Source organism: Peribacillus sp. V2I11 (genome assembly GCF_030817135.1).
In the GTDB taxonomy this organism is placed as follows: domain Bacteria; phylum Bacillota; class Bacilli; order Bacillales; family DSM-1321; genus Peribacillus; species Peribacillus simplex.
This window is the reverse complement of sequence record NZ_JAUSYW010000001.1, coordinates 4,799,934-4,819,019: the sequence shown is the minus strand read 5'-3', so window position 1 is coordinate 4,819,019 and position 19,086 is coordinate 4,799,934. Positions and strand designations below refer to the sequence as shown.

The following is a 19,086-nucleotide window of genomic DNA, read 5'->3' as shown; positions in this document are numbered from 1 at the left end:
TATTATTTGTTAAGCTATTCAGTAGGCCGCCATTGACAAGACGAATAATCAAAATAATTTATTTTATTTTGATTAATGTTTATATTTCGTAAATAAAATTGTTTCATAAATCCTTTCCCGTCAAACCCTTGGAAATGCAGAGAGTTCACTCTAGAATATTGATTTATTAAAAGATTTTTACAAAATAAAGCCCCGTTAATTAAGTATATCTTCTTCTTACCCTCTAACATTTCTAGCTCAGGAGATTGACCACTAAAGTAAATATTATGATCGTGTATGTTTTGATCAAAAAAAGCATCCTTAAAATAGCCAAGTTTTGGTTTGTGTTCTGGAAAATGATTAAACAGCCATAATAAAGCCATATCAGATACAAATGGATGCTTAATGCCCCTTGTAAATCTTAATAAATCCTCTAACGAACTCTTATCACTAAAATAGTTTTGAATGAATAAACAGAATTTATTGAGTTCGTTAATATTAAATATCCCTATCCAATTTGCCTGGATTGAGTTGTATATTGGATTATTAATATCGGTATATAGCATACAATCTGAATCTAGGTAACAACATTGACTTATATTGTTTGACTTCATAAAATCTCTTAATATAAACCATCTTTGATAACAAAACAGATTATACTCATCTACTGGAATAAAGCATTCATTTTTCTCATTAGTAGTAAAAGCCTTATCTATTTTTTGAAATGTCTTTGAAAATTCCAAAGCACTAAGATTAAATTCTTCAATTCCTACATATTTTATGTTATCAGGGCAATACTTTTGATTTACTGGTGTTCCTATTAGAATTACATCTGAGTTGAGATTACTTAATTTTGATTGCTGTAAACTATAGGATATATATTCGTTATCACCTTTATGGATAATAATAACAGGCATATTTCTCATATTCATATTTATCCTATCCCCTCAATATAATTAAATTGTTTGATATCTTCATGAGATTTGAAGATTTCCCATCCGCTCAGGACAGTGAAAAGTTCACATAAAAACCGCCCCCTTTTAGGGGATTTTAAACTACCTCTTCCTACTCCCTTAAAACAAGAACAAATAATTTTTCGTCAAAAATGAGGATATCAACCATAATCCAGTTTATTTTTGGATAGGCCTCTTTTTCCTTATTACCTTCCCCCTAATCCTTACCTCTTTTTAATGCAAGTAAGTATTGTGAAAATTTTATAATTTTCTTAACGTTAGTTTTCTTACTCTTACCATAGGAAAAGTAACTGTCCTTCGGGGAAAAACTGTGTCATTGAAAAATCTTATTTCAAATTTACTCTCAGGAGATGGTAAATGAAAACAATACTGTAGTTCTAAGGAGCCGTTTGCAGAATGGCACATGATTATTTTTGTTCCCATATTAGATGCAAAATCAATCGTAAAATCAAAATTGGTACTTGTTTCAAGATTAAAATCTAAGGTATACCATCCAGAGTCAAGTTCTACATATGGACCATGAAAGACTACACCTTGATTCCTAATCGGTATCCAACCGTCTAAATCATGATTACTTGGAATGTTAAATCGATTTATATAATTGAAATACAAATTATTGATAATATTAGGAGAATGAAATTTAATGTCGGTGTTTTTAATTGATTCTATCCTAAGCTCTTTATCACTCTTCTTATTTATTTCTAACACAGCTATACCATTCGCATTAGGAAACGGGCAATCATAAATTGTATCGGCAAGATTTTCTTTTAAGCAAGGAACCCACTCTTGACGCGGGTTATTCCATGTCATTTCCATTTCCATTTTTCTATAATATTTAATATTAAGTTCATCATCAGGTATTTCATATTTATTAATCAGTAATTGCATATAATGATCGTCAAAATGAATCAGCCATCCAAGATCAATTAACTTTCCAAATGGAACAGTTATTAACGCATGACCTCCTTCCTTAAGAAGATTATATATTTTTACAATCGCTTTAAGAGGCGCCTCTTTATCTCTAGCATTATCTACTTCCCCATAGGAACCCGATGGATCTTTTCGTTGGCCGATATGCTCAACAGTCGAAATGCTTATAATAGCTTCATACTTTTCCTCCGGATTATATTCCATAAGATCGATATTTAAAACATCAGGGCCAACCTCAAATTTATCAAGAATGTTCCAAGTGCCGTATATTGGTTGTTGCATATACTGTTGCATTACATTACCAACTTCAAGGATCCGTTTGGAATTATGCTCCATCAGAAAATTGAGACCTATTGGCACTTCGATTGCCCTTTCCGATACATTATTAATAGGAACCCGGTTATAGTGGAGTTGTTTATCTCCAAAAGTAAATATGTCAGAATAGGAATGGCAAGAAAACAGTCCCATAAAATTCACTCCTTAAGTTTAAAAGTAATCTGAATTACAAGGTTTCAATTTCGCACCTATTTTTATCCATGAATGCCGAGTTAAATTCCTTAGTATAGCGATTTAAGAATAGAATAACTGTCCTCATACATACTCTCTAATACGTTTGTTTGCAAGCAGGTTAAAAGTTAAACACCTATAATTGATTTTAAATGTAGCGCAATAGCGTCTAGAGAAAATAACGTATAAATATCTTCTTGCGCTTTATGGGCGATGTTTGATCTCTTTTCACCATTCTCATAAGCTTCTCTCATAACCTTTCCAACAGATTTAGGATTTACAGCAGCCCATTTATGCCCGGCATATAAACCGGGTCTATTTGTAGCAAGTAAAGTATGCACATCTTCTAATTCTTTCTCCGGTTCAATTAGAAATGAATTGGATTCATTCATGAATTGTGTCGCTCCACACCAATTAATCGCAATTGCAGGTTTCCCCATGGCCATCATTTCCATAGCAGGCATTCCCCACCCATTTCCGCGATCAGTTGAAATGAAACAGTCACATGATTTATATAGTGAGTAAAGCTCATCGTCTGACATGTTTTTTATAATGATTAATATATGGGGATTTTTTTCCTTTTGTGGAATCAAAGAATGTAAATATGCTAAGGGGTCAATATCTATTTTTAATTGGGGCACATAGACTTTTAAAACTAATGTTACATCATCCTCTTCTGTGAATTCCTTACAATACGAATCAATTAATAAATCAATACCCTTTCGAAAATCAAATATCGTAGCGTATAAAAATTTAAAGCTATTTGTTTCTTCTTCAAATTGATAAGAGTTATGTGGCTTTAGGAGCGGATTTAAATCAATTGCATAAGGAACTAATTTTAGTTTATTAATATCCACACCACTATTACTAAAAGTTTGAATATTAAACTGACTTGGAACCCATATCTCATCCATAAGATTACAAGCAGATACCCAATGCTGAGGTATTCTATCTGTCTCAAAAATGGTAACGCCTATTTTCTTATAGACATTTGTAAACTTTCCACAAAATCGTTTATATAAATATTGATAATTCTCTGGTAATGTGTGGATAATCAACAAAGGATTTTTCCCTACTGTCCAATCTGTTCGGGAGATTCTTTTTACAAAATTAATTTCATCTTGACCTATTTCCTGATCAATGTCCGAAATGCTTATAACATGGATTCGAATTCCAAGCTTTGATAGACTTTTTAAAAAGTTTCGCGAGACATTTCCGTAGCCTCCCATCTGAAAAACAGGACCAATCCATATTATTCCTGTAGGAATAGTCATTCCTTAGCCTCCTTAAAACTAACTAATGAGGTTAAATTAGATTAAACTCACTTTCTGAGGAGCTGAAGTTAAACTAAATAAATATATTTCAAGAAAAATTTTGTTATTCACATCTTTTGTCATTAATCAGCTTTATTTTTGTATTTTTTCAGATCCTGATCTACCATCATTTTTACCAGTTGTTCAAAGGTTATTTGAGGCTCCCATTTTAATATTTGTTTTGCTTTTGAAGGATCTCCTAACAAAATATCAACCTCTGCAGGTCTCATGAACTGCGGGTCTTGAACGACATGTTCCTGCCAGTTTAAACCAACATGTTCAAAAGCGATTTCTACGAATTCTTTAACAGTATGAGTTTCACCGGTAGCAATAACAAAATCATCAGGTTCATCCTGCTGAAGCATTAGCCACATAGCTTTTACATAATCTCCTGCAAAACCCCAATCGCGTTTTGAATCTAGATTCCCTAGATGCAGTTCATCTTGAATTCCAAGCTTTATTTTTGCGACGGCATCAGTAACTTTCCTGGTTACAAAGTCTATTCCCCGGCGGGGTGATTCATGATTAAATAAAATTCCAGAGCAAGCATACATATCGTAACTTTCTCGATAGTTCACCGTAATCCAGTGACCATAAACCTTTGCCACACCATAAGGGCTTCTAGGGTAGAATGGAGTCGTTTCTTTTTGAGGCGTTTCAAGTACTTTCCCGAACATCTCACTGCTCGATGCCTGATAAAAACGTGCATCTGGTTTTGCTTGACGGATTGCCTCGAGCATGTTCGTTACTCCAAGCCCCGTCACCTCTCCCGTATAGATTGGCTGACGCCAGGAATCTCCGACAAAGGATTGTGCAGCTAAGTTATAAATTTCGTCAGGTTTTGCTACATGTACTGCTTCAGTCAAAGATGTAATATCGCGAAGATCACCTGAAATAAACTCAATTTCATTTTTGAAAGATTTGATATTTTCAAGATTCGGGGTAGCTGTTCTTCTTTTTAATCCATAAACTTTATAACCTTGATCTAATAGCAATTCTGCCAAATATGAGCCATCCTGGCCGGTAATTCCTGTTATTAATGCTGTTTTCATAAGTAAGCCCTCCGTTATTTTCATCCTAAATCAATTATTATTGATGATTACTTTGCATCCTTAGATGATTTATCCGGGAAGTATTCGTTATTCAATAGCTTTTTTATAGTTTGTTCCTCTGATTTGTGGCAAACCAATATTCCTTTTTTCTGTTGAAACTACAATCAAATCCTCTACTCCAATAAGGAGAGCCTTTCGACCAGTGTATACAATACAATTTTTAGTAGAAGACGAAGTAACATCACCTTGTTGATGATTATTATTTTTGTCAGCTGTTTGAACACGTTCCAAAGAGGTGCATACACCCAAGTCATTCCAGACAAAGTTTACTGGTATGGTGTAAAAATTATCTGCTTTTTCTATGATTACATAATCGACAGACACTTTTGGTATCATGGAATAAGCTGTTTTTAAGTCTACTTCTTTTTTGTTTATAAGTTCCCACATCTCTGGTTGCAGTTTTTATAATATGATGAAATTGTCGAAGGTTTCCAAATAAAAATGCCTGTGTTCCAATATACATTTTCTTCAAGCAATAACTTTTCTGCCGTTTTAATGTCTGGCTTTTCAATAAATGCTTCTACCTGATAAACAGATGAAAAAAATTGAGCGTTGGGTTTTGTACGAATATACCCATATCCAGTCTCAGGGTTTATAGGGTTAACACCAAGTGTAACGATTGCATTTTCACAGTCAGCGATAGTTTCTGCTAAATTAATATCATTTTGAAGGAATTTACTGCCTTGAATATACTAATCAGAAGGGGATATTACCAATACCTCAACATCTTTTTTTCTAGAAAATGTAGGGCTGTCAGTGCAATGCATGGAGCTGTATCCCTTTGATCTGGTTCCAAAATTACCATTTCCCTTTGAATCTCTGGTAATTGTTCTTTCACAAGTTGCAAATATTTCTCAGTTGTTATTACAAACACCTTTTCAGCTGGAAGACAATCTCGAAATCTTTGATAAGTCTGTTGTAGCATTGTTTCGTTAGAGTGTAATTTTAGAAACTGTTTAGGCTAATCTTTTGAACTTAAAGGCCAAAAGCGTGTTCCCTGTCCTCTCGCTAAAATGATTGCTTTCATACTTTACTACACACCCTTGTGATAAAATTTAAATACTCGCAATTCAAATACAAAGTTTGTCATTTAAATAGTATGTGTGGTATAGAACAACGGGAACACCAAATTTACCCTTTTTCCTTTAAAAAAAGTTGCCTCTACAGTTTTCTTTCTTCACAAAGCCATTATCAAAATAAACGTTCGGATTTTAGCTGTTCTTTACTCGCTCGAAAACATTTGTAGTTTAAAATCTACAATAATCCGATTTGATTAAGACGTATTTTATATATGCGTCCAATATTTTTGGGTGAGTATTTAATGAATATTGTTTTTTTAGCCCGTAAACCAATACGATTAGCATAATCTTTATCATCCACCATTTGTTTCATTAAACACGTAGCATGATCAATTTCAGGTTCTGCCCATTGTTGATCTGTTATATAAGGTCCGTAATTTTCCTCAATATTTTTCAATGTAAAATCAACTAAACTTGAATTGTTTTCATTCATAAAGTCAACGTTTCCCGACCAGTTTGTAGCGATCACTGGTTTCCCCAAATACATCGCTTCAGCAAGCGGTAAACCAAATCCTTCTGAACGGTGAAGGGAAACTAAACTGTCTGTGACATTCATTAACCCATTTACCTCTTTGCGGCTTAACACTTTATCGATTAGAAATATATTGTTAAACCCCATAACGTTTTGTCTTAATAGATTAACTTCGTTTGGAAAATGAGATGCATTATTAATCTTAAGAACTAAACCAACTGTATGATCATTTTGCGGAAAAGCTTTTTTAAATGCCTCTATGACCGCTAAGGGATTTTTTCTTGCTGATGTGCTGTGAAGATCGAACATCGTTAAAAATAGAAAACGATTATTTGGTAATCTAAAATGACTCCGATTTATTTCAGGTACTTCAACGGAAATTGCATGAGGAATAAAATGAACAGGTTTTGATGTCTTCGAAGAAATTGAATTTAATGTAAAAAGTGAAGGAGCCCAAATTTCATTTATTAAATCAAAGCTCTTTACCCAAGCATCTGGAAATTCAGGCAATTCCCAATGCCAATAGCCTATATTATATCGATTGTTAAACCATTCTCTTTTTAAATTGGTTAATTCATAGTGATGATACAGTTGGTCTGCATTTATAAAAAAAATATTAGTTTTATAAATAGGTTGTTTTACTTCTTTGTGTTTCCAACTAAGATCATTTTGTCTTGAAGGACATCTGGGGAAATTAATGATACAAAACGGAACACCGACAGATTGCAGAGCTTTAGCAGCCGAACGACATGCTTCACCCAAACCTGATTCAGCTCTAGCATATCCGATAAGATTTACTCCATTTTTCATCATTACCACCTCAATAGCTATTTATCTAGGTTTACTTCCCTTTCCGATCACTTCAAACTATTCGTTTCCTTTCAGGTATTTTACTCGATTATAAAACATCGTGGACATCATTCACGTTTTACATGATTAAGGATTACATATCAATATAATATATAACCATTTTTCAGGAAAATTAAGATTACTTCTTTTCTTCTTAATCAAATTTCGAAAAGAAAAAAGTTTAATGAAGTACAATGCTTTAAATCAAGGATTTTGAATACTAGGATGAAAAGAAATGTATAGGAAACATAAATTATCTTAGGGCATAGGATATATATATGTATTTATCCTTATGATTATTTCTAAATATACAAGTTAATTTATTTTTAAAAATATTCGATTAAGGTGTCAAGTTGCATTCATAACTAGAAAAGAGGAAAGAAATGAGCTATCCATTACGAAAATTTAACGGAGATGAAGAAGTAAAAGTTTGTTATTTGTTTGAAAACAAGTCGTAATTCGTTTACTTATGAATTTTAGGTGAAACCTGAAGAAACACATAAAATCGTTTCTGAGTCTAACTTTAGAGTATCTGGAATTAGCAGACGACGATACGTAAATGGTCCTGGACATGGTCGAGGGCGAATATCCACGCTTGCTTGTGTTAGCGTTTCAGTAGGAACAAATGGAATTTCTGTTTTTGGACATACTAAAAATCATTTACCTGCAACATTAGTTTATGAAACCCCCTTTTTATTTTCATTAAATCTAAAAGTAACCAACGTTTTGATGTAGTGAGCAATCATTAGAAATACAAACGGATGAGTGGAAATCGCTGAAGGAAATTGTACTTATCCTAGAGTTAAAGAATTCTTAGATAGTCGTTCAAAATAAAGAAATAGTTGATTTCAAAGATAAATTAGAAACGATTAATACAGTACGCCATTCCCAATCAGATTGACTGTCGTTTCATTTTCGGCGGTAAGGAGTAACCAGATCATCGAAAGAAGCTCATTCTCGCTCAATGGGTTTCCTTGCTTCTGAGCTTGGACAAAGCCATTAGTCAGATCATTGCAGGAATGTGCTTTGCTGCAGTATCCTGATCAAATGCGTATGCTTCGGAACGACCCTTCCTTGCTTCCCTTTGCCGTCGAGGAGGTGTTACACTATGCCGAACCGGTGATGGTCGGAAGGCGATTTTATTTTCAAGTGAAGCTTCATGCATGGCAAAGTGATCCGCAAGGGTGAGGTGGTGTCGCTTTCTCTGAATGCTGCCAGTTTTGAACGACACTAGTTCCCTAACACCGAAGTATTGGTTATCACGCATGGGGAGAATCAACATATATCCATTGCTGTCTGGGTGCTCCGCTTGCATGTCTGGAGGGTAGATAGCTATTAGCGGCACCCTGCTGCTGCGCCGTCTGCCTCATCTGCGCCTGGCAACCGATACTAAGCAGTTGACTTGGAACTTCAGCAAATTTCGTGCTCTCGCAGGACTACCAGTGATATTCCAGGAGAACTTCTCGATGAGAAGACGATGAAATTACAGCAATCCCGTGTAGTAGGAATCCCGTTTTTTCGTGCAATAAATTGCTTAACGTATGATGTTTTACAGCGGTACAAGATATTGACGTTATACATCGACAACTGGCGCCACAGGCTTTCTTTCATTCTGATAATACTGATATAAAAGCAATAAGGCTCGGGAACCAATGGAATAGGGGGAAACAGATAAAGCGTTTGAAAAAGCAAACATTTATCTACAAAAAATATCTAAACCCCTTTAGAGGAGAGGAGCCCCAATTTTTATAATTTTGGAGCTATTTATACCTTTAAAGGCATTACGTGTATCTATAATTAAATTGGCATTTTTCACAATTTCATTGTAGTTATATGATTCATGATTAGTTAATAATAAAATACAATCATATCGCATTAAGTCATTATAATTTAAATCAATTGATAAAATATGATTTCCTTCTTGGTCAATGATTTTTTTTGCATAGGGGTCATTAAACTGAACTAATGCACCATTTTTTTGTAGTAATTCATAGATTTCTAGACTTGGTGATTCCCTTAGATCATCTACATCAGGTTTATAGACCATTCCTAAGATAAGAATTTTAGAGCTACTGATTATCTTATTTACATTATTTAACGCTTCGCCAACTTTGTTTAAAACATAGCTTGGCATATTTTTATTTACTTCTTGTGCTAGTTCAATAAATCTACTATTAAAATTGGAATCTTTTGCTTTCCACGATAAATACATTGGATCTATAGGAATACAATGCCCTCCTATACCGGGACCTGGTGTAAAACGCATATAACCAAATGGTTTGGAACTTGCTGCTTCAATTGTTTCCCATATGTCTATCCCTAACCTATCACATAGCATTGCCATTTCATTAATAAAAGCAATGTTTATACTTCTAAATGTATTTTCTAAAAGTTTACTCATCTCTGCCACTTTTGGAGAGGAGACTGTGACTAATTTATCTATAACATTGTTATATAATGCGGCACCTAGTTCCGTACACTTAGAAGTTGTTCCACCAATAACTTTTGGGATATTTTTTATATTGTATTGTTTGTTCCCTGGATCTATTCTTTCAGGTGAAAAACACAAAAAATAGTCTTCTCCTACTCTATATTCCATTTTTGCTAGTTCATTTTCGATTAGTTCTTCAGTTGTACCTGGATATGTTGTACTTTCAAGAATGATTAATAAACCTTTATGCATATATTTTTTAATTTGCTCAACAGTTGAAATAATATATGACATATCAGGTTCTCGTGATTTAGTGAGAGGAGTAGGAACACATATAATCACAGCATCTAGTTCTTTTATTATTGAAAAATCACTAGTCGGATTGAATTTTCCGTTTTTAATTACTTTATCTAGATCTGACCAGTTAACATCTCCAATATAAGAGTCAGAAGCTAATAATCTAATAATTTTGAACTGGTCAATATCTAATCCAAATACTTCGTATCCTGCTTTAGCTATTTCGATTGAAAAAGGCAATCCTACATATCCTAAGCCAATAATCCCTATTTTTGCTTCATAGTTTTGAATTTTTTTCAAAATATTATAAATTGATGTTCTTATTTTAATCGCCTCTTTTTTTCTTGTCTTTAGGTGCATGATTAAAAAAATTCGGATTATCAGAAATATTAGGGGCATTTTTTTCTACAACAGTTTTTGATAACATCATTGTTGAGAAGTTTTCTAAAACATTATTTTAAAAAACAATAAGGGAATATTCACGGTTTCTACTGTAGATAGTGCTAAGATTTTATTTTTTATCTAATAAAAGATGGCCTCATCCATCTTTTCCATTTCATATAAACCTTTAAAGAGATCGTTTTTATATTTATAACATAGGATCCTATTTTTTCAACTAAAAGAGGAGGAGAAGCCAATCCAACTTCTGTGTATTTAACTTTTTAAGGAATAAACAGTAACTTTATCATCTCCATAATTGGAAACAGCGAGATACTTGTCGTCAGTTGAAAGAGAAAAACCATGTGGGAAACTAAGTTGTGCTTCTGGATTGGTAAAGGCAAAGAACTGTGGATCAATCTGATTGGTCATTTTATCAAAAGAATAAAAAACAACTGTATCATTTGACTGAGACTGTACAACAATGAATGAGGATAATGCATCATGGGAAAAAGAAACATCGTCAGGACAAGATAACTCAGGCTTTCCTGTCAGTTCACAAAGAGGTTGAGTACCGATGGTTCCAGTATCATTGTCCCAGGTATGAATAGCTAACGCACCATAACTTGGATAAGACTGTGTGCCTGCAGTGACTCCGTAACAAATGATTAAAAGTGAGCCGTCACTAGAAAAATCAATCGCTTTAGGCTTAAATGGTAATGGTGATAGTCTGTAGGGGTTTTGCACAACTTGTGAAAGAGTAAACTTGGGAGCACCATTTGCTTCATAATCAAGTTTATATATAAGATTCAATCCAGAACTATCAGTGGTAGTACTAATCATATATTGGGAATTTGGTGAAAACCGTACTCCATGAAAGATGGCATGGGGATGTCGTATCACTTGAAAGGGAACTGGATTAATCAAGTGTGTTTGTGGGTCAATGTGATACATATTTATTGAACACATATTTTGTTTAGTATTAGTGATGGCAAGGTATGATCCGTCTGGTGAAAATGCTAATGCGTCTGGCCAGTGCAATTGCATACCATTTTGGTTGTTCAGGGTTTGTAAAAGTGTAAATGAATGATCTTGTGTATTAAATGCATAGGTATGGAGCGTTTCAGTCGCTAAATTTAAAGTAGCTAGATAATGGTTGTTGTTGAACCATCCAACAGCTGTACAAGTAGCATAACGCTCGCTATTCATTTTAGGCCTATTCATTATCGGAATGATTGGTAGAGGTGGTATACTAAGATTCAATATGGAATTTGGAGTGTAAGCCACTCCTACGGGAGTCTGTGAAACATAGGGGAACTTAGAAAACATTTTTTTACCTCCTGAAATATAGTTATATAAATAAGATACAAATTCAATCGAAGAACTACTGTGATACCTCTTCAAAATCAGTTAATGTGGCATCTTCATCAAAGTGATCAAGGGTGATTTTGTCATGATGTAAAAGTTTAAATAACTTTTCATCCACGGTAATACCATATTTTCCGATATGTCTTGCCCGGTTCACGACAGTTTCAATCTTAACGTATCCAGCCATCCATAAGGCGAATCCAGTCATTACATCTTGATTCGTGATATCATAGTTAATCGAAGCAAATATGGCTCGTAAATCAATATTTGTTTTAAAATACGGACCTTCTTTATCAAGTTTTGGACCCTGTATATCAATTATATGTTTTACCCATGTACGTATATCAGATCCTACGCTGGATAAACTTGGCTTTGACCTTTCTTTAAAAAAATCTTCTGTCCAAGGAATTTTATCAACAAAGCGTGTCTCATATTCATAGAGGAGTGGTCGTAATGCATGCCAAACTTCTTGATCTAAACAATAACTTACAAAGCTCCACCAATAAGTTTCATTATTTTGAACAAGGGGCAACTTCTTCCTCTTTTCTTCGCTGTTTAAAAAACAATAGGACCAACATTGGACAACCCCGATGTTTCTATAGTTTTGTTTTGCCCATTGATGCAAAGCAAGAAGAGTTCGAATATAGTGGGGACTGACGATGATATCATCTTCGATCACGATAATCTTTTCATATTTACACCAATCAAACATAAATCGTCTGGCATCGATTAAATTTTTTGCACAACCATAATTTCTTTTTCTGGTGATAATTTCTTTATTTTTAATCTTAGAATTGATGATGATCATTTTATTTTCTTCTTGCTTGGCCCCCGGCCCACCATCTAAGAAAAAATAGAAGTGCAGCGTACATGATTCTGGATTTCTTTCAAGTGATACTATCACTTCTTTAAAGTATTCTGGTCTATTATAGGCTACAACTAGAATTGCAACAGGTTGATTTTGCTGTAGAGATCTATGATAATAGGAAGGATCGTAATCGTAGTTTTCCATTGTCACTGCACTCTCACTCCTTTAACAATTATGTTGAAAGACAAAGTAAAATTTCGTTCTTGGTATTCATTATATTAAATGTTAATAACCCCCTTTTTTCTTGTATGTTTGTCCAATAAATATTAATTTGTATACCGTATTCATTTGAGGTTAACATAACCATTCTTTTCGGCTATTAAAGAGGTTGGATATCTAAAAGATACCCAACCTCTTTTGTTCACATAATAGATTTTCTGAGCTCATATCTTAATAAGTTACATTAAATTTACTCGCCTCTTTTATTACATTTGATATCCTATTTGTCCAATAACGTTTGCCACACCTTACGGACTTCTCGGATAAAATGCGTCGTTTTCATTCTTTGGACTTCAACTCTTTTCAGAAATCTTCACAACGTGATGCTAGATATAAAACTTTATTTCACTTTTTCAAAGGTAGTTCATGCAGATCAGACGTCTTGATTTGCAATCCCCGTAATTAAGGCTTACTTATACCTTCTTCAAAATAATTCACTCTTTTAGAAATTGCTGATTTATGATTTTTTTTATCTGCTGTTCTTTGGATTTATGACATACTACCAGTCCATTTTCTGTAGAAGCGACAATTAAGTCCTCAACACCAATAAGAATTGTTTTCCTATCGGTATATACAATACAATTTTGAGTTGAAGAGGTCATTACTTCTCCCCTAATTAAATTATTATTATTGTCACATACTTGGATACGCTCTAAACCCGTCCAAACCCCTAAATCATCCCAAATAAAATTAACTGGAATAGTATAAACGGCATCTGCCTTTTCTAATATGGCATAATCGATCGACACTTTAGGCAGTAAAGAATAAACGGATTTTAGATCGTTTTGGTTTTCACTTATTAACTTCCACATGTCAGCTTGCAATCTGCTAAAGTTGGCAGAAATTGTAGAGGGTTTGCATATAAGAATCCCACTGTTCCAAAATACATTTTCTTCTTTTATTAATTTTTCAGCGGTCTTTATATCAGGCTTTTCAATAAAAGTCTCTACTTGAAAAACTGAAGAATCATACTTTGTATCTTTCTTTGTTTGTATATAACCGTATCCAGTTTCGGGTTTGTTAGGGGTGACGCCCAGTGTAACAAAAGACTTTTCACTACTTGCAACATCCTCTGCTAAAGATAATGCATTCCGAAGAGACTTACTGTCATCAATATACTGATCTGAAGGTGCCAAAACCAATACCTCATCTTCCTGTTTATTCAAAAAATATAGAGCTGTAATTGCAATACACGGAGCTGTATCCTTCTGTTCAGGTTCCAAAATAATCTGTTCCTTCTCAATTTCAGGCAATTGTTCTATTAACAAAGGTAAATATTTTTCAGTTGTAACAACAAATACCTTGTCAGCTGGTAGCCAGTTTCTAAAACGTTGGTAAGTTTGTTGAATCATCGTTTCATTAGAATATAAGTTTAAAAATTGCTTAGGCTTTTCCTCTGAACTTAATGGCCAAAAACGCCCTCCCTGTCCCCCGGCCAATATGATTGCTTTCATATATGTCCACACCCTTTTATTTTTGTATCAATATCTTGTTCCTATGTTTTATGTTTTAAAATAATAATATGATTTTAAGTGACAATGGTAACACAAACACGTATATTATTTGATACAGCAAACTTATAGATGACGACTATTTCTTTTTATGTCACTGACAAAGAAAAAGACCAGATTCCACGAAATAGCTACAATAGAACCGGCCCCAAATACATTTTAATTTCTTTCTGAAAAGACCTCATTATTTGTTTTCTGTCTCCCATGAAAAACCTATTTCCGAATCATCCCAATTTATCCGTTTCTCATCAGGGTCTATCGGATTATATGATTCAGTTGTGAAGTAAAGAATCGTAGCGGGTTTTTGCCCGAGAACCCGATACCCATGTGCAACGCCTTTTGGTATCAGTAGCATAATTGGATTTTCCTCACCCATATAATACACATCAGTTTCTCCCTTTGTAGAAGAACCTTCCCTCAAATCAAAAAGAACGACTTGGGCATTTCCTGAAGGGAAAAACCATAGATCATCCTGTTTCTCATGGTAATGAAAAGCTTTAATGACTCCTGGATAACTCATCGAACAAGAAGCCTGACCAAACCTCGATAACAATTCAGGTTCATCATCACGGACAAGCTCTGCAAAAAAGCCACGGTCATCACAATGTTTTATAAGTTTCTTTACCTTTACACCTTCAATCATGACAGACCTCTTTTCGAATGAATTCCTTTAATGCTTCGTTCCATGGACGGGGAATTTGAACCTTTTCTCGAAGTAATGATTTATTTTCTAAGACTGAAAAATGAGGTCTTGGTGCTAAAGCACCAAATTCTTCAGTAGTTATGATTTTTACCAAATATGGATCGAATCCTGCTTCCTCAAAAATCGTTTTTGCAAATATATACCAAGAGCATGAACCAGCATTACTTACATGGTAAATGCCGTTTTTCTTATCGAATAAATGACTAATCTTTTCAGCAAGGTCATTAACATAAGTAGGGGAGCCCACCTGATCATTTACAACTCTTATTTCCTTATTTTTTTTCGCCAGTTCCAACATAGTCTTCACAAAATTCTTTCCGTCATGACCGTATAACCAGGAAGTGCGGATCACTGTCCCATTATTTATTGAAAGTACGAATTGTTCCCCAATCCATTTGCTCATACCGTAAATTGATTGTGGGTTTGGAACATCTTCCTCCAAATAAGGAGATTGCTTATTTCCATCAAACACATAATCAGAACTAATATAAAACACCCGGGCACCAACCATATTTGCAGCTATCGAAACATAGCCCGTTCCAAGGCTATTTACTTCAAAAGCCTTTTTACGGTCCGTTTCACATTGATCCACGGCAGTAAATGCGGCAGCATGAATAATGATTTGCGGTTCAAGTTGGGTGATTTTTTCATATACTTCCTCTTTTTCTGAGATGTCCAAATCAGTTTTACTTAAACTTACCACAGTATGAAATTGTCCTAACCGTCTTTCTAGTTCTTTTCCTAACTGGCCATTGGCACCGGTAATGACAATATCCAAATTCTCACCCATTCTTTGGTTCGTTTTGGCGATACCATTCGATCGTCTTTTCAATCCCATCATGAAAAGAAATAGTTGGCCTCCAACCAAGTTCCCTCGAGATTTTCGAGGAATCCATGGAGTATCGGCGATCATGCCCTTTTCGGTCCGCTACATGCTTGATCAGTTTTTCCTCTTTTCTTAACTTCTTTAAAATATAGTCGATTATTTCTCGATTTGTTTTTTCTTCGGAACCTCCAATATTATAGACCTCTCCGGCCAAACCCTTTTCAAGAACAGCATGGATGGCCCGGCAATGATCCTCAACATATATCCAGTCACGAATGTTTAATCCGTCGCCATATAAAGGGATTTCTATATTATTTAAGGCTCTCGTAATGACTTTAGGAATGAATTTTTCTATATGTTGCATGGGACCATAGTTATTGCTGCACCGTGTAACCGTTAACGGCAGTTGATAGGTTTGGAAGTAGGATCTTACTAATAAATCCGCACTAGCTTTACTTGCTGAATATGGATTGTTCGGAGAAAGAGAGGTTGTTTCAGTAAATGGAGAATCATTCGGCTCTAAAGAACCATATACTTCATCTGTTGAGATTTGTATCATTTTATGAGCTTTTCCAGATATAACCGCTTGTAATAGGTTATATGTCCCAATAATATTTGTGTGAATAAATGGAAATGCATCCTCAATACTACGGTCTACATGGGATTCGGCAGCGAAATTAATGATGGCAAAATAATCTTGATCAAATGCCTTGGATAATTCTGTTTTTTCACCAATATTCGCTTGAATACTACGACAGCGATTCGATTTCTCAAATGATTGGATATTCTCAAGATTGCCGGCATAGGTTAAAGAGTCCACGTTGGTTATATAGTAATTAGAATTCTCAAGTAAATAGGATATAAAATTGGATCCAATAAAACCGGCTCCACCTGTTATGAGGAGGTGTCGTTTCACTTCGCACCCTCCTTCTTTATTTTTTCGTGTACATATTGATTCGCTTGATAAAGCGAATCATGTGTACCTGCATCAACCCACCATCCTTGCAAAATATCATATTGCAGGTGATCATCTTGAATATATAGATTATTCACATCGGTTATTTCCAACTCATTTCGATGTGAATAATGAATCGTTTCAATATATTCAAAAACCTTTTGATCAAACAAATAGATTCCAGTCACACAATATGAAGACGGAGGATTGCTCGGTTTTTCAATGATGGACTTTATTTTTTGATTGGTTTTGTCTAAATGAGGTACACCATATCGAGTAAGATCTTCCACTTCTTTTAGAAGTAACATTGCCCCCTTTTTCTGTTTTTGAAATGAATGAACAAAAGGGGATAATGAATCTTCAAAAATATTATCTCCAAGTAATACGACAAATTTTTCATTATTTATAAATTTTTTAGCTGACATTAGTGCATCTGCTATTCCTGCACCTTCGTTACCCTGTATTTTAAATTGAATGTTTACATGGAGATCTTCCCCAAGTCCCAATAACTCGATAAAGGAACTAAGATGGTTTTTATTGGTTACAATTAAAATTTCATTTATTCCGGCTTCTTTCAACTTTAAAATTGACCAATAAATCATCGGGTAAGGCCCTACTGGCAAAAGATGCTTATTCAGAAATTTAGTCAATGGCTCTAGACGAGACCCTGTACCACCAGCAAGTATTACTCCTTTCATTCATTTTTACCACCTTTTATTGTATTAGCATCAGATGTCTTACATGAATCAAAGAGTTCCTTTCCAATCATGTTGATATTACATATTACTATATGACTGACATACCCACTTGACATAATATTTTGAATAAAATGGTTTACTTTATTAAGTTATTATTGATATTTAGGTATTATTATTATATTTTGCTTTTCACACCATTCACTACAATTCCCCCCCTACATTCTTATGGGTGTGAAACGATTAGCTCTAAATTACCCTTAATCTCAAAATCCCCTAAATCGAATGGCAGAATAAAGTGGTCTCCTTTTTTGATTAAAGATGTTCCTTCCGCTGTTTTAATATGACCATTTCCTTCAATTACACTTGCTAATTGAAACCTTTCGTATTGTGTATAAGAAAAAAAACCCTTCACTTCCCACTTATATACAGAGAAATACTCTGAATCAACAAATTTTGTAATAGTTGCCTCATCTTTGTTTATCACCATGTACCCTGATTCTTTTAGTTCATGAGGAATTATCGTTACATCAATCGCTTTATCCAAATGTAATTCTCTCAGGTTACCATTACTGTCGACACGGTCATAATCATAGACACGGTAAGTGGAGTCAGAGCTTTGTTGTGTTTCCAAAACAAGGATTCCTTTTCCAAGAGAATGTATCGTCCCAGCTGGTACATAGAAAAAGTCACCCGGTTTAATTTTCACTCTTTTAAGCAGACGGTCCCATTGCTTATTTTCAATCATGTTTATTAATTCTTCCTTTGTATTTGCATTATGCCCAAGTACAATCTCTGAATCTTCTTCGCAGTGGATTATATACCAGCATTCTGTTTTACCCTGCATACCGTTTTCCTTGTTATTAGCATTTTCATCGTTAGGATGGACTTGTATAGATAAATCATTATTCGCATCTAAAATTTTTGTTAAAAGTGGAAAATCCCCCTGTTTCATTCCACCAAAAATCCCAGGGTATTTTCCCCAAAGTTCTCCTAGGGAAAGACCTTTAAATTCACCTGCACTTACAATACTTTGCCCATTTGGATGGGCAGAAATGGCCCAACATTCACCTGTATTTTGTGAAGGAATGTTATAATGAAATTTGTCTCGTAACGCAGTGCCTCCCCATATTTTTTCTTTGAAAACCGGTTGTAAAAATATTGGGTGTTTCAACCTTCTTCAAACCCCTCCATATTGATTTTAACAATTTTTACCAAAGATCAAAACATCTACTAAATATTATTATTTTATGGATAACTTGAAGAATCGGTAACGTTGCATCTGCGGAATTGTATCAAAGTTTATTTAATCTTTTATTAAGAATCTGCTACTTCAAAAAAAAGTTAGCCAATACGCGAATCAACTTTTAGAAGTCATTTCCGTCTTCACTTGAATACACCCAAATTCAAAAAAGACCTGGATCAACTCCAAGTCCTTTCTGCTAAACATCCGCTACATTATTATATTTTCCCTAACCTAGATTACCCGTGATTCGGTTTGTTAGTCACTAGATGCCTACTTCCACTGCCATTCAGTTCGGTATGGTCCAATCAATAAGCGGTTCAATCCAGTTGACAAGCCTGCTAGACCAACTGGCGGGTTAAATGCTGACTGTCCCG

The 19,086-nt window shown here is 34.5% G+C and carries 17 protein-coding genes and 2 pseudogenes; all 19 read right to left on the bottom strand.

Features of this window, described 5'->3' with window-relative positions; genetic code table 11:
* Positions 1-14 precede the first annotated feature (14 nt).
* The 19 genes and pseudogenes from QFZ73_RS23600 to manA all read right to left on the bottom strand — a co-directional run bounded on the left by QFZ73_RS23600 (position 15) and on the right by manA (position 18,640).
* On the bottom strand, positions 15-911 hold the full coding sequence (locus QFZ73_RS23600) for a hypothetical protein (RefSeq protein WP_307271357.1): 897 nt from the start codon (positions 909-911) through the stop codon (positions 15-17).
* Positions 912-1,193: 282 nt separating this feature from the next.
* Complete coding sequence (locus QFZ73_RS23595; RefSeq protein WP_251436906.1) at positions 1,194-2,351, bottom strand: class I SAM-dependent methyltransferase; 1,158 nt, start codon at positions 2,349-2,351, stop codon at positions 1,194-1,196.
* 167 nt (positions 2,352-2,518) lie between these two features.
* The gene (locus tag QFZ73_RS23590; protein WP_307271353.1) at positions 2,519-3,664 is read right to left on the bottom strand and encodes a glycosyltransferase family 4 protein; all 1,146 of its coding nucleotides are present in this window, start codon (positions 3,662-3,664) and stop codon (positions 2,519-2,521) included.
* Between the two features lie 122 nt (positions 3,665-3,786).
* Positions 3,787-4,755, bottom strand: coding sequence for a GDP-mannose 4,6-dehydratase (gmd, locus tag QFZ73_RS23585; RefSeq protein ID WP_251436902.1), 969 nt, complete (start codon positions 4,753-4,755; stop codon positions 3,787-3,789).
* 87 nt (positions 4,756-4,842) lie between these two features.
* A complete protein-coding gene (locus QFZ73_RS23580) occupies positions 4,843-5,202 on the bottom strand; it encodes a hypothetical protein (RefSeq protein WP_307271348.1) in 360 nt (119 codons plus the stop codon).
* Positions 5,187-5,411 carry a sugar phosphate nucleotidyltransferase gene (locus QFZ73_RS23575; RefSeq protein WP_251436917.1) on the bottom strand — a complete coding sequence of 75 codons (225 nt, stop codon included), beginning with the start codon at positions 5,409-5,411 and terminating at the stop codon, positions 5,187-5,189. The genes QFZ73_RS23580 and QFZ73_RS23575 overlap by 16 nt, the downstream gene beginning before the upstream one ends.
* 113 nt (positions 5,412-5,524) lie before the next feature.
* Positions 5,525-5,773: pseudogene (locus tag QFZ73_RS23570) on the bottom strand (sugar phosphate nucleotidyltransferase); the annotation flags it as partial.
* Between the two features lie 296 nt (positions 5,774-6,069).
* A complete protein-coding gene (locus QFZ73_RS23565) occupies positions 6,070-7,176 on the bottom strand; it encodes a glycosyltransferase (protein ID WP_307271345.1) in 1,107 nt (368 codons plus the stop codon).
* 914 nt (positions 7,177-8,090) lie between these two features.
* Positions 8,091-8,216: pseudogene (locus QFZ73_RS23560) on the bottom strand (cytochrome P450); the annotation flags it as partial.
* Between the two features lie 2 nt (positions 8,217-8,218).
* On the bottom strand, positions 8,219-8,560 hold the full coding sequence (locus QFZ73_RS23555) for a hypothetical protein (RefSeq protein ID WP_307271340.1): 342 nt from the start codon (positions 8,558-8,560) through the stop codon (positions 8,219-8,221).
* 378 nt (positions 8,561-8,938) lie between these two features.
* Positions 8,939-10,303, bottom strand: a complete 1,365-nt coding sequence (locus QFZ73_RS23550) for a nucleotide sugar dehydrogenase (RefSeq protein WP_307271337.1) — start codon at positions 10,301-10,303, stop codon at positions 8,939-8,941.
* A 294-nt stretch (positions 10,304-10,597) separates the two neighbouring features.
* Complete coding sequence (locus QFZ73_RS23545; protein ID WP_251436894.1) at positions 10,598-11,650, bottom strand: lactonase family protein; 1,053 nt, start codon at positions 11,648-11,650, stop codon at positions 10,598-10,600.
* A gap of 55 nt (positions 11,651-11,705) precedes the next feature.
* Positions 11,706-12,701, bottom strand: a complete 996-nt coding sequence (locus tag QFZ73_RS23540) for a glycosyltransferase (RefSeq protein ID WP_307273012.1) — start codon at positions 12,699-12,701, stop codon at positions 11,706-11,708.
* Positions 12,702-13,210: 509 nt separating this feature from the next.
* The gene (locus QFZ73_RS23535) at positions 13,211-14,230 is read right to left on the bottom strand and encodes a mannose-1-phosphate guanylyltransferase (RefSeq protein WP_307271331.1); all 1,020 of its coding nucleotides are present in this window, start codon (positions 14,228-14,230) and stop codon (positions 13,211-13,213) included.
* A gap of 241 nt (positions 14,231-14,471) precedes the next feature.
* A complete protein-coding gene (locus QFZ73_RS23530) occupies positions 14,472-14,930 on the bottom strand; it encodes a dTDP-4-dehydrorhamnose 3,5-epimerase family protein (RefSeq protein WP_307271328.1) in 459 nt (152 codons plus the stop codon).
* A complete protein-coding gene (gene rfbD / locus QFZ73_RS23525; RefSeq protein WP_307271324.1) occupies positions 14,923-15,822 on the bottom strand; it encodes a dTDP-4-dehydrorhamnose reductase in 900 nt (299 codons plus the stop codon). The genes QFZ73_RS23530 and rfbD overlap by 8 nt, the downstream gene beginning before the upstream one ends.
* Positions 15,773-16,732: a dTDP-glucose 4,6-dehydratase gene (gene rfbB / locus QFZ73_RS23520; RefSeq protein WP_307271321.1), complete on the bottom strand. Its 960-nt coding sequence runs from the start codon at positions 16,730-16,732 to the stop codon at positions 15,773-15,775. Before rfbB ends, rfbD begins: the two co-directional genes overlap by 50 nt.
* Complete coding sequence (locus tag QFZ73_RS23515) at positions 16,729-17,469, bottom strand: sugar phosphate nucleotidyltransferase (protein ID WP_251436882.1); 741 nt, start codon at positions 17,467-17,469, stop codon at positions 16,729-16,731. Before QFZ73_RS23515 ends, rfbB begins: the two co-directional genes overlap by 4 nt.
* A 223-nt stretch (positions 17,470-17,692) precedes the next feature.
* A complete protein-coding gene (gene manA, locus QFZ73_RS23510; RefSeq protein ID WP_307271316.1) occupies positions 17,693-18,640 on the bottom strand; it encodes a mannose-6-phosphate isomerase, class I in 948 nt (315 codons plus the stop codon).
* Between the last annotated feature and the right edge of the window lie 446 nt (positions 18,641-19,086).

Bases quoted from the DNA above. Each gene is read 5' to 3' on its own strand.
- QFZ73_RS23600 (WP_307271357.1), bottom strand. From the start codon at position 911: ATGAATATGAGAAATATGCCTGTTATTATTATCCATAAAGGTGATAAC.
- QFZ73_RS23595 (WP_251436906.1), bottom strand. From the start codon at position 2,351: ATGGGACTGTTTTCTTGCCATTCCTATTCTGACATATTTACTTTTGGA.
- QFZ73_RS23590 (WP_307271353.1), bottom strand. From the start codon at position 3,664: ATGACTATTCCTACAGGAATAATATGGATTGGTCCTGTTTTTCAGATG.
- gmd (WP_251436902.1), bottom strand. From the start codon at position 4,755: ATGAAAACAGCATTAATAACAGGAATTACCGGCCAGGATGGCTCATAT.
- QFZ73_RS23580 (WP_307271348.1), bottom strand. From the start codon at position 5,202: ATGTGGGAACTTATAAACAAAAAAGAAGTAGACTTAAAAACAGCTTAT.
- QFZ73_RS23565 (WP_307271345.1), bottom strand. From the start codon at position 7,176: ATGAAAAATGGAGTAAATCTTATCGGATATGCTAGAGCTGAATCAGGT.
- QFZ73_RS23550 (WP_307271337.1), bottom strand. From the start codon at position 10,303: ATGCACCTAAAGACAAGAAAAAAAGAGGCGATTAAAATAAGAACATCA.
- QFZ73_RS23545 (WP_251436894.1), bottom strand. From the start codon at position 11,650: ATGTTTTCTAAGTTCCCCTATGTTTCACAGACTCCCGTAGGAGTGGCT.
- QFZ73_RS23540 (WP_307273012.1), bottom strand. From the start codon at position 12,701: ATGGAAAACTACGATTACGATCCTTCCTATTATCATAGATCTCTACAG.
- QFZ73_RS23535 (WP_307271331.1), bottom strand. From the start codon at position 14,230: ATGAAAGCAATCATATTGGCCGGGGGACAGGGAGGGCGTTTTTGGCCA.
- QFZ73_RS23530 (WP_307271328.1), bottom strand. From the start codon at position 14,930: ATGATTGAAGGTGTAAAGGTAAAGAAACTTATAAAACATTGTGATGAC.
- QFZ73_RS23515 (WP_251436882.1), bottom strand. From the start codon at position 17,469: ATGAAAGGAGTAATACTTGCTGGTGGTACAGGGTCTCGTCTAGAGCCA.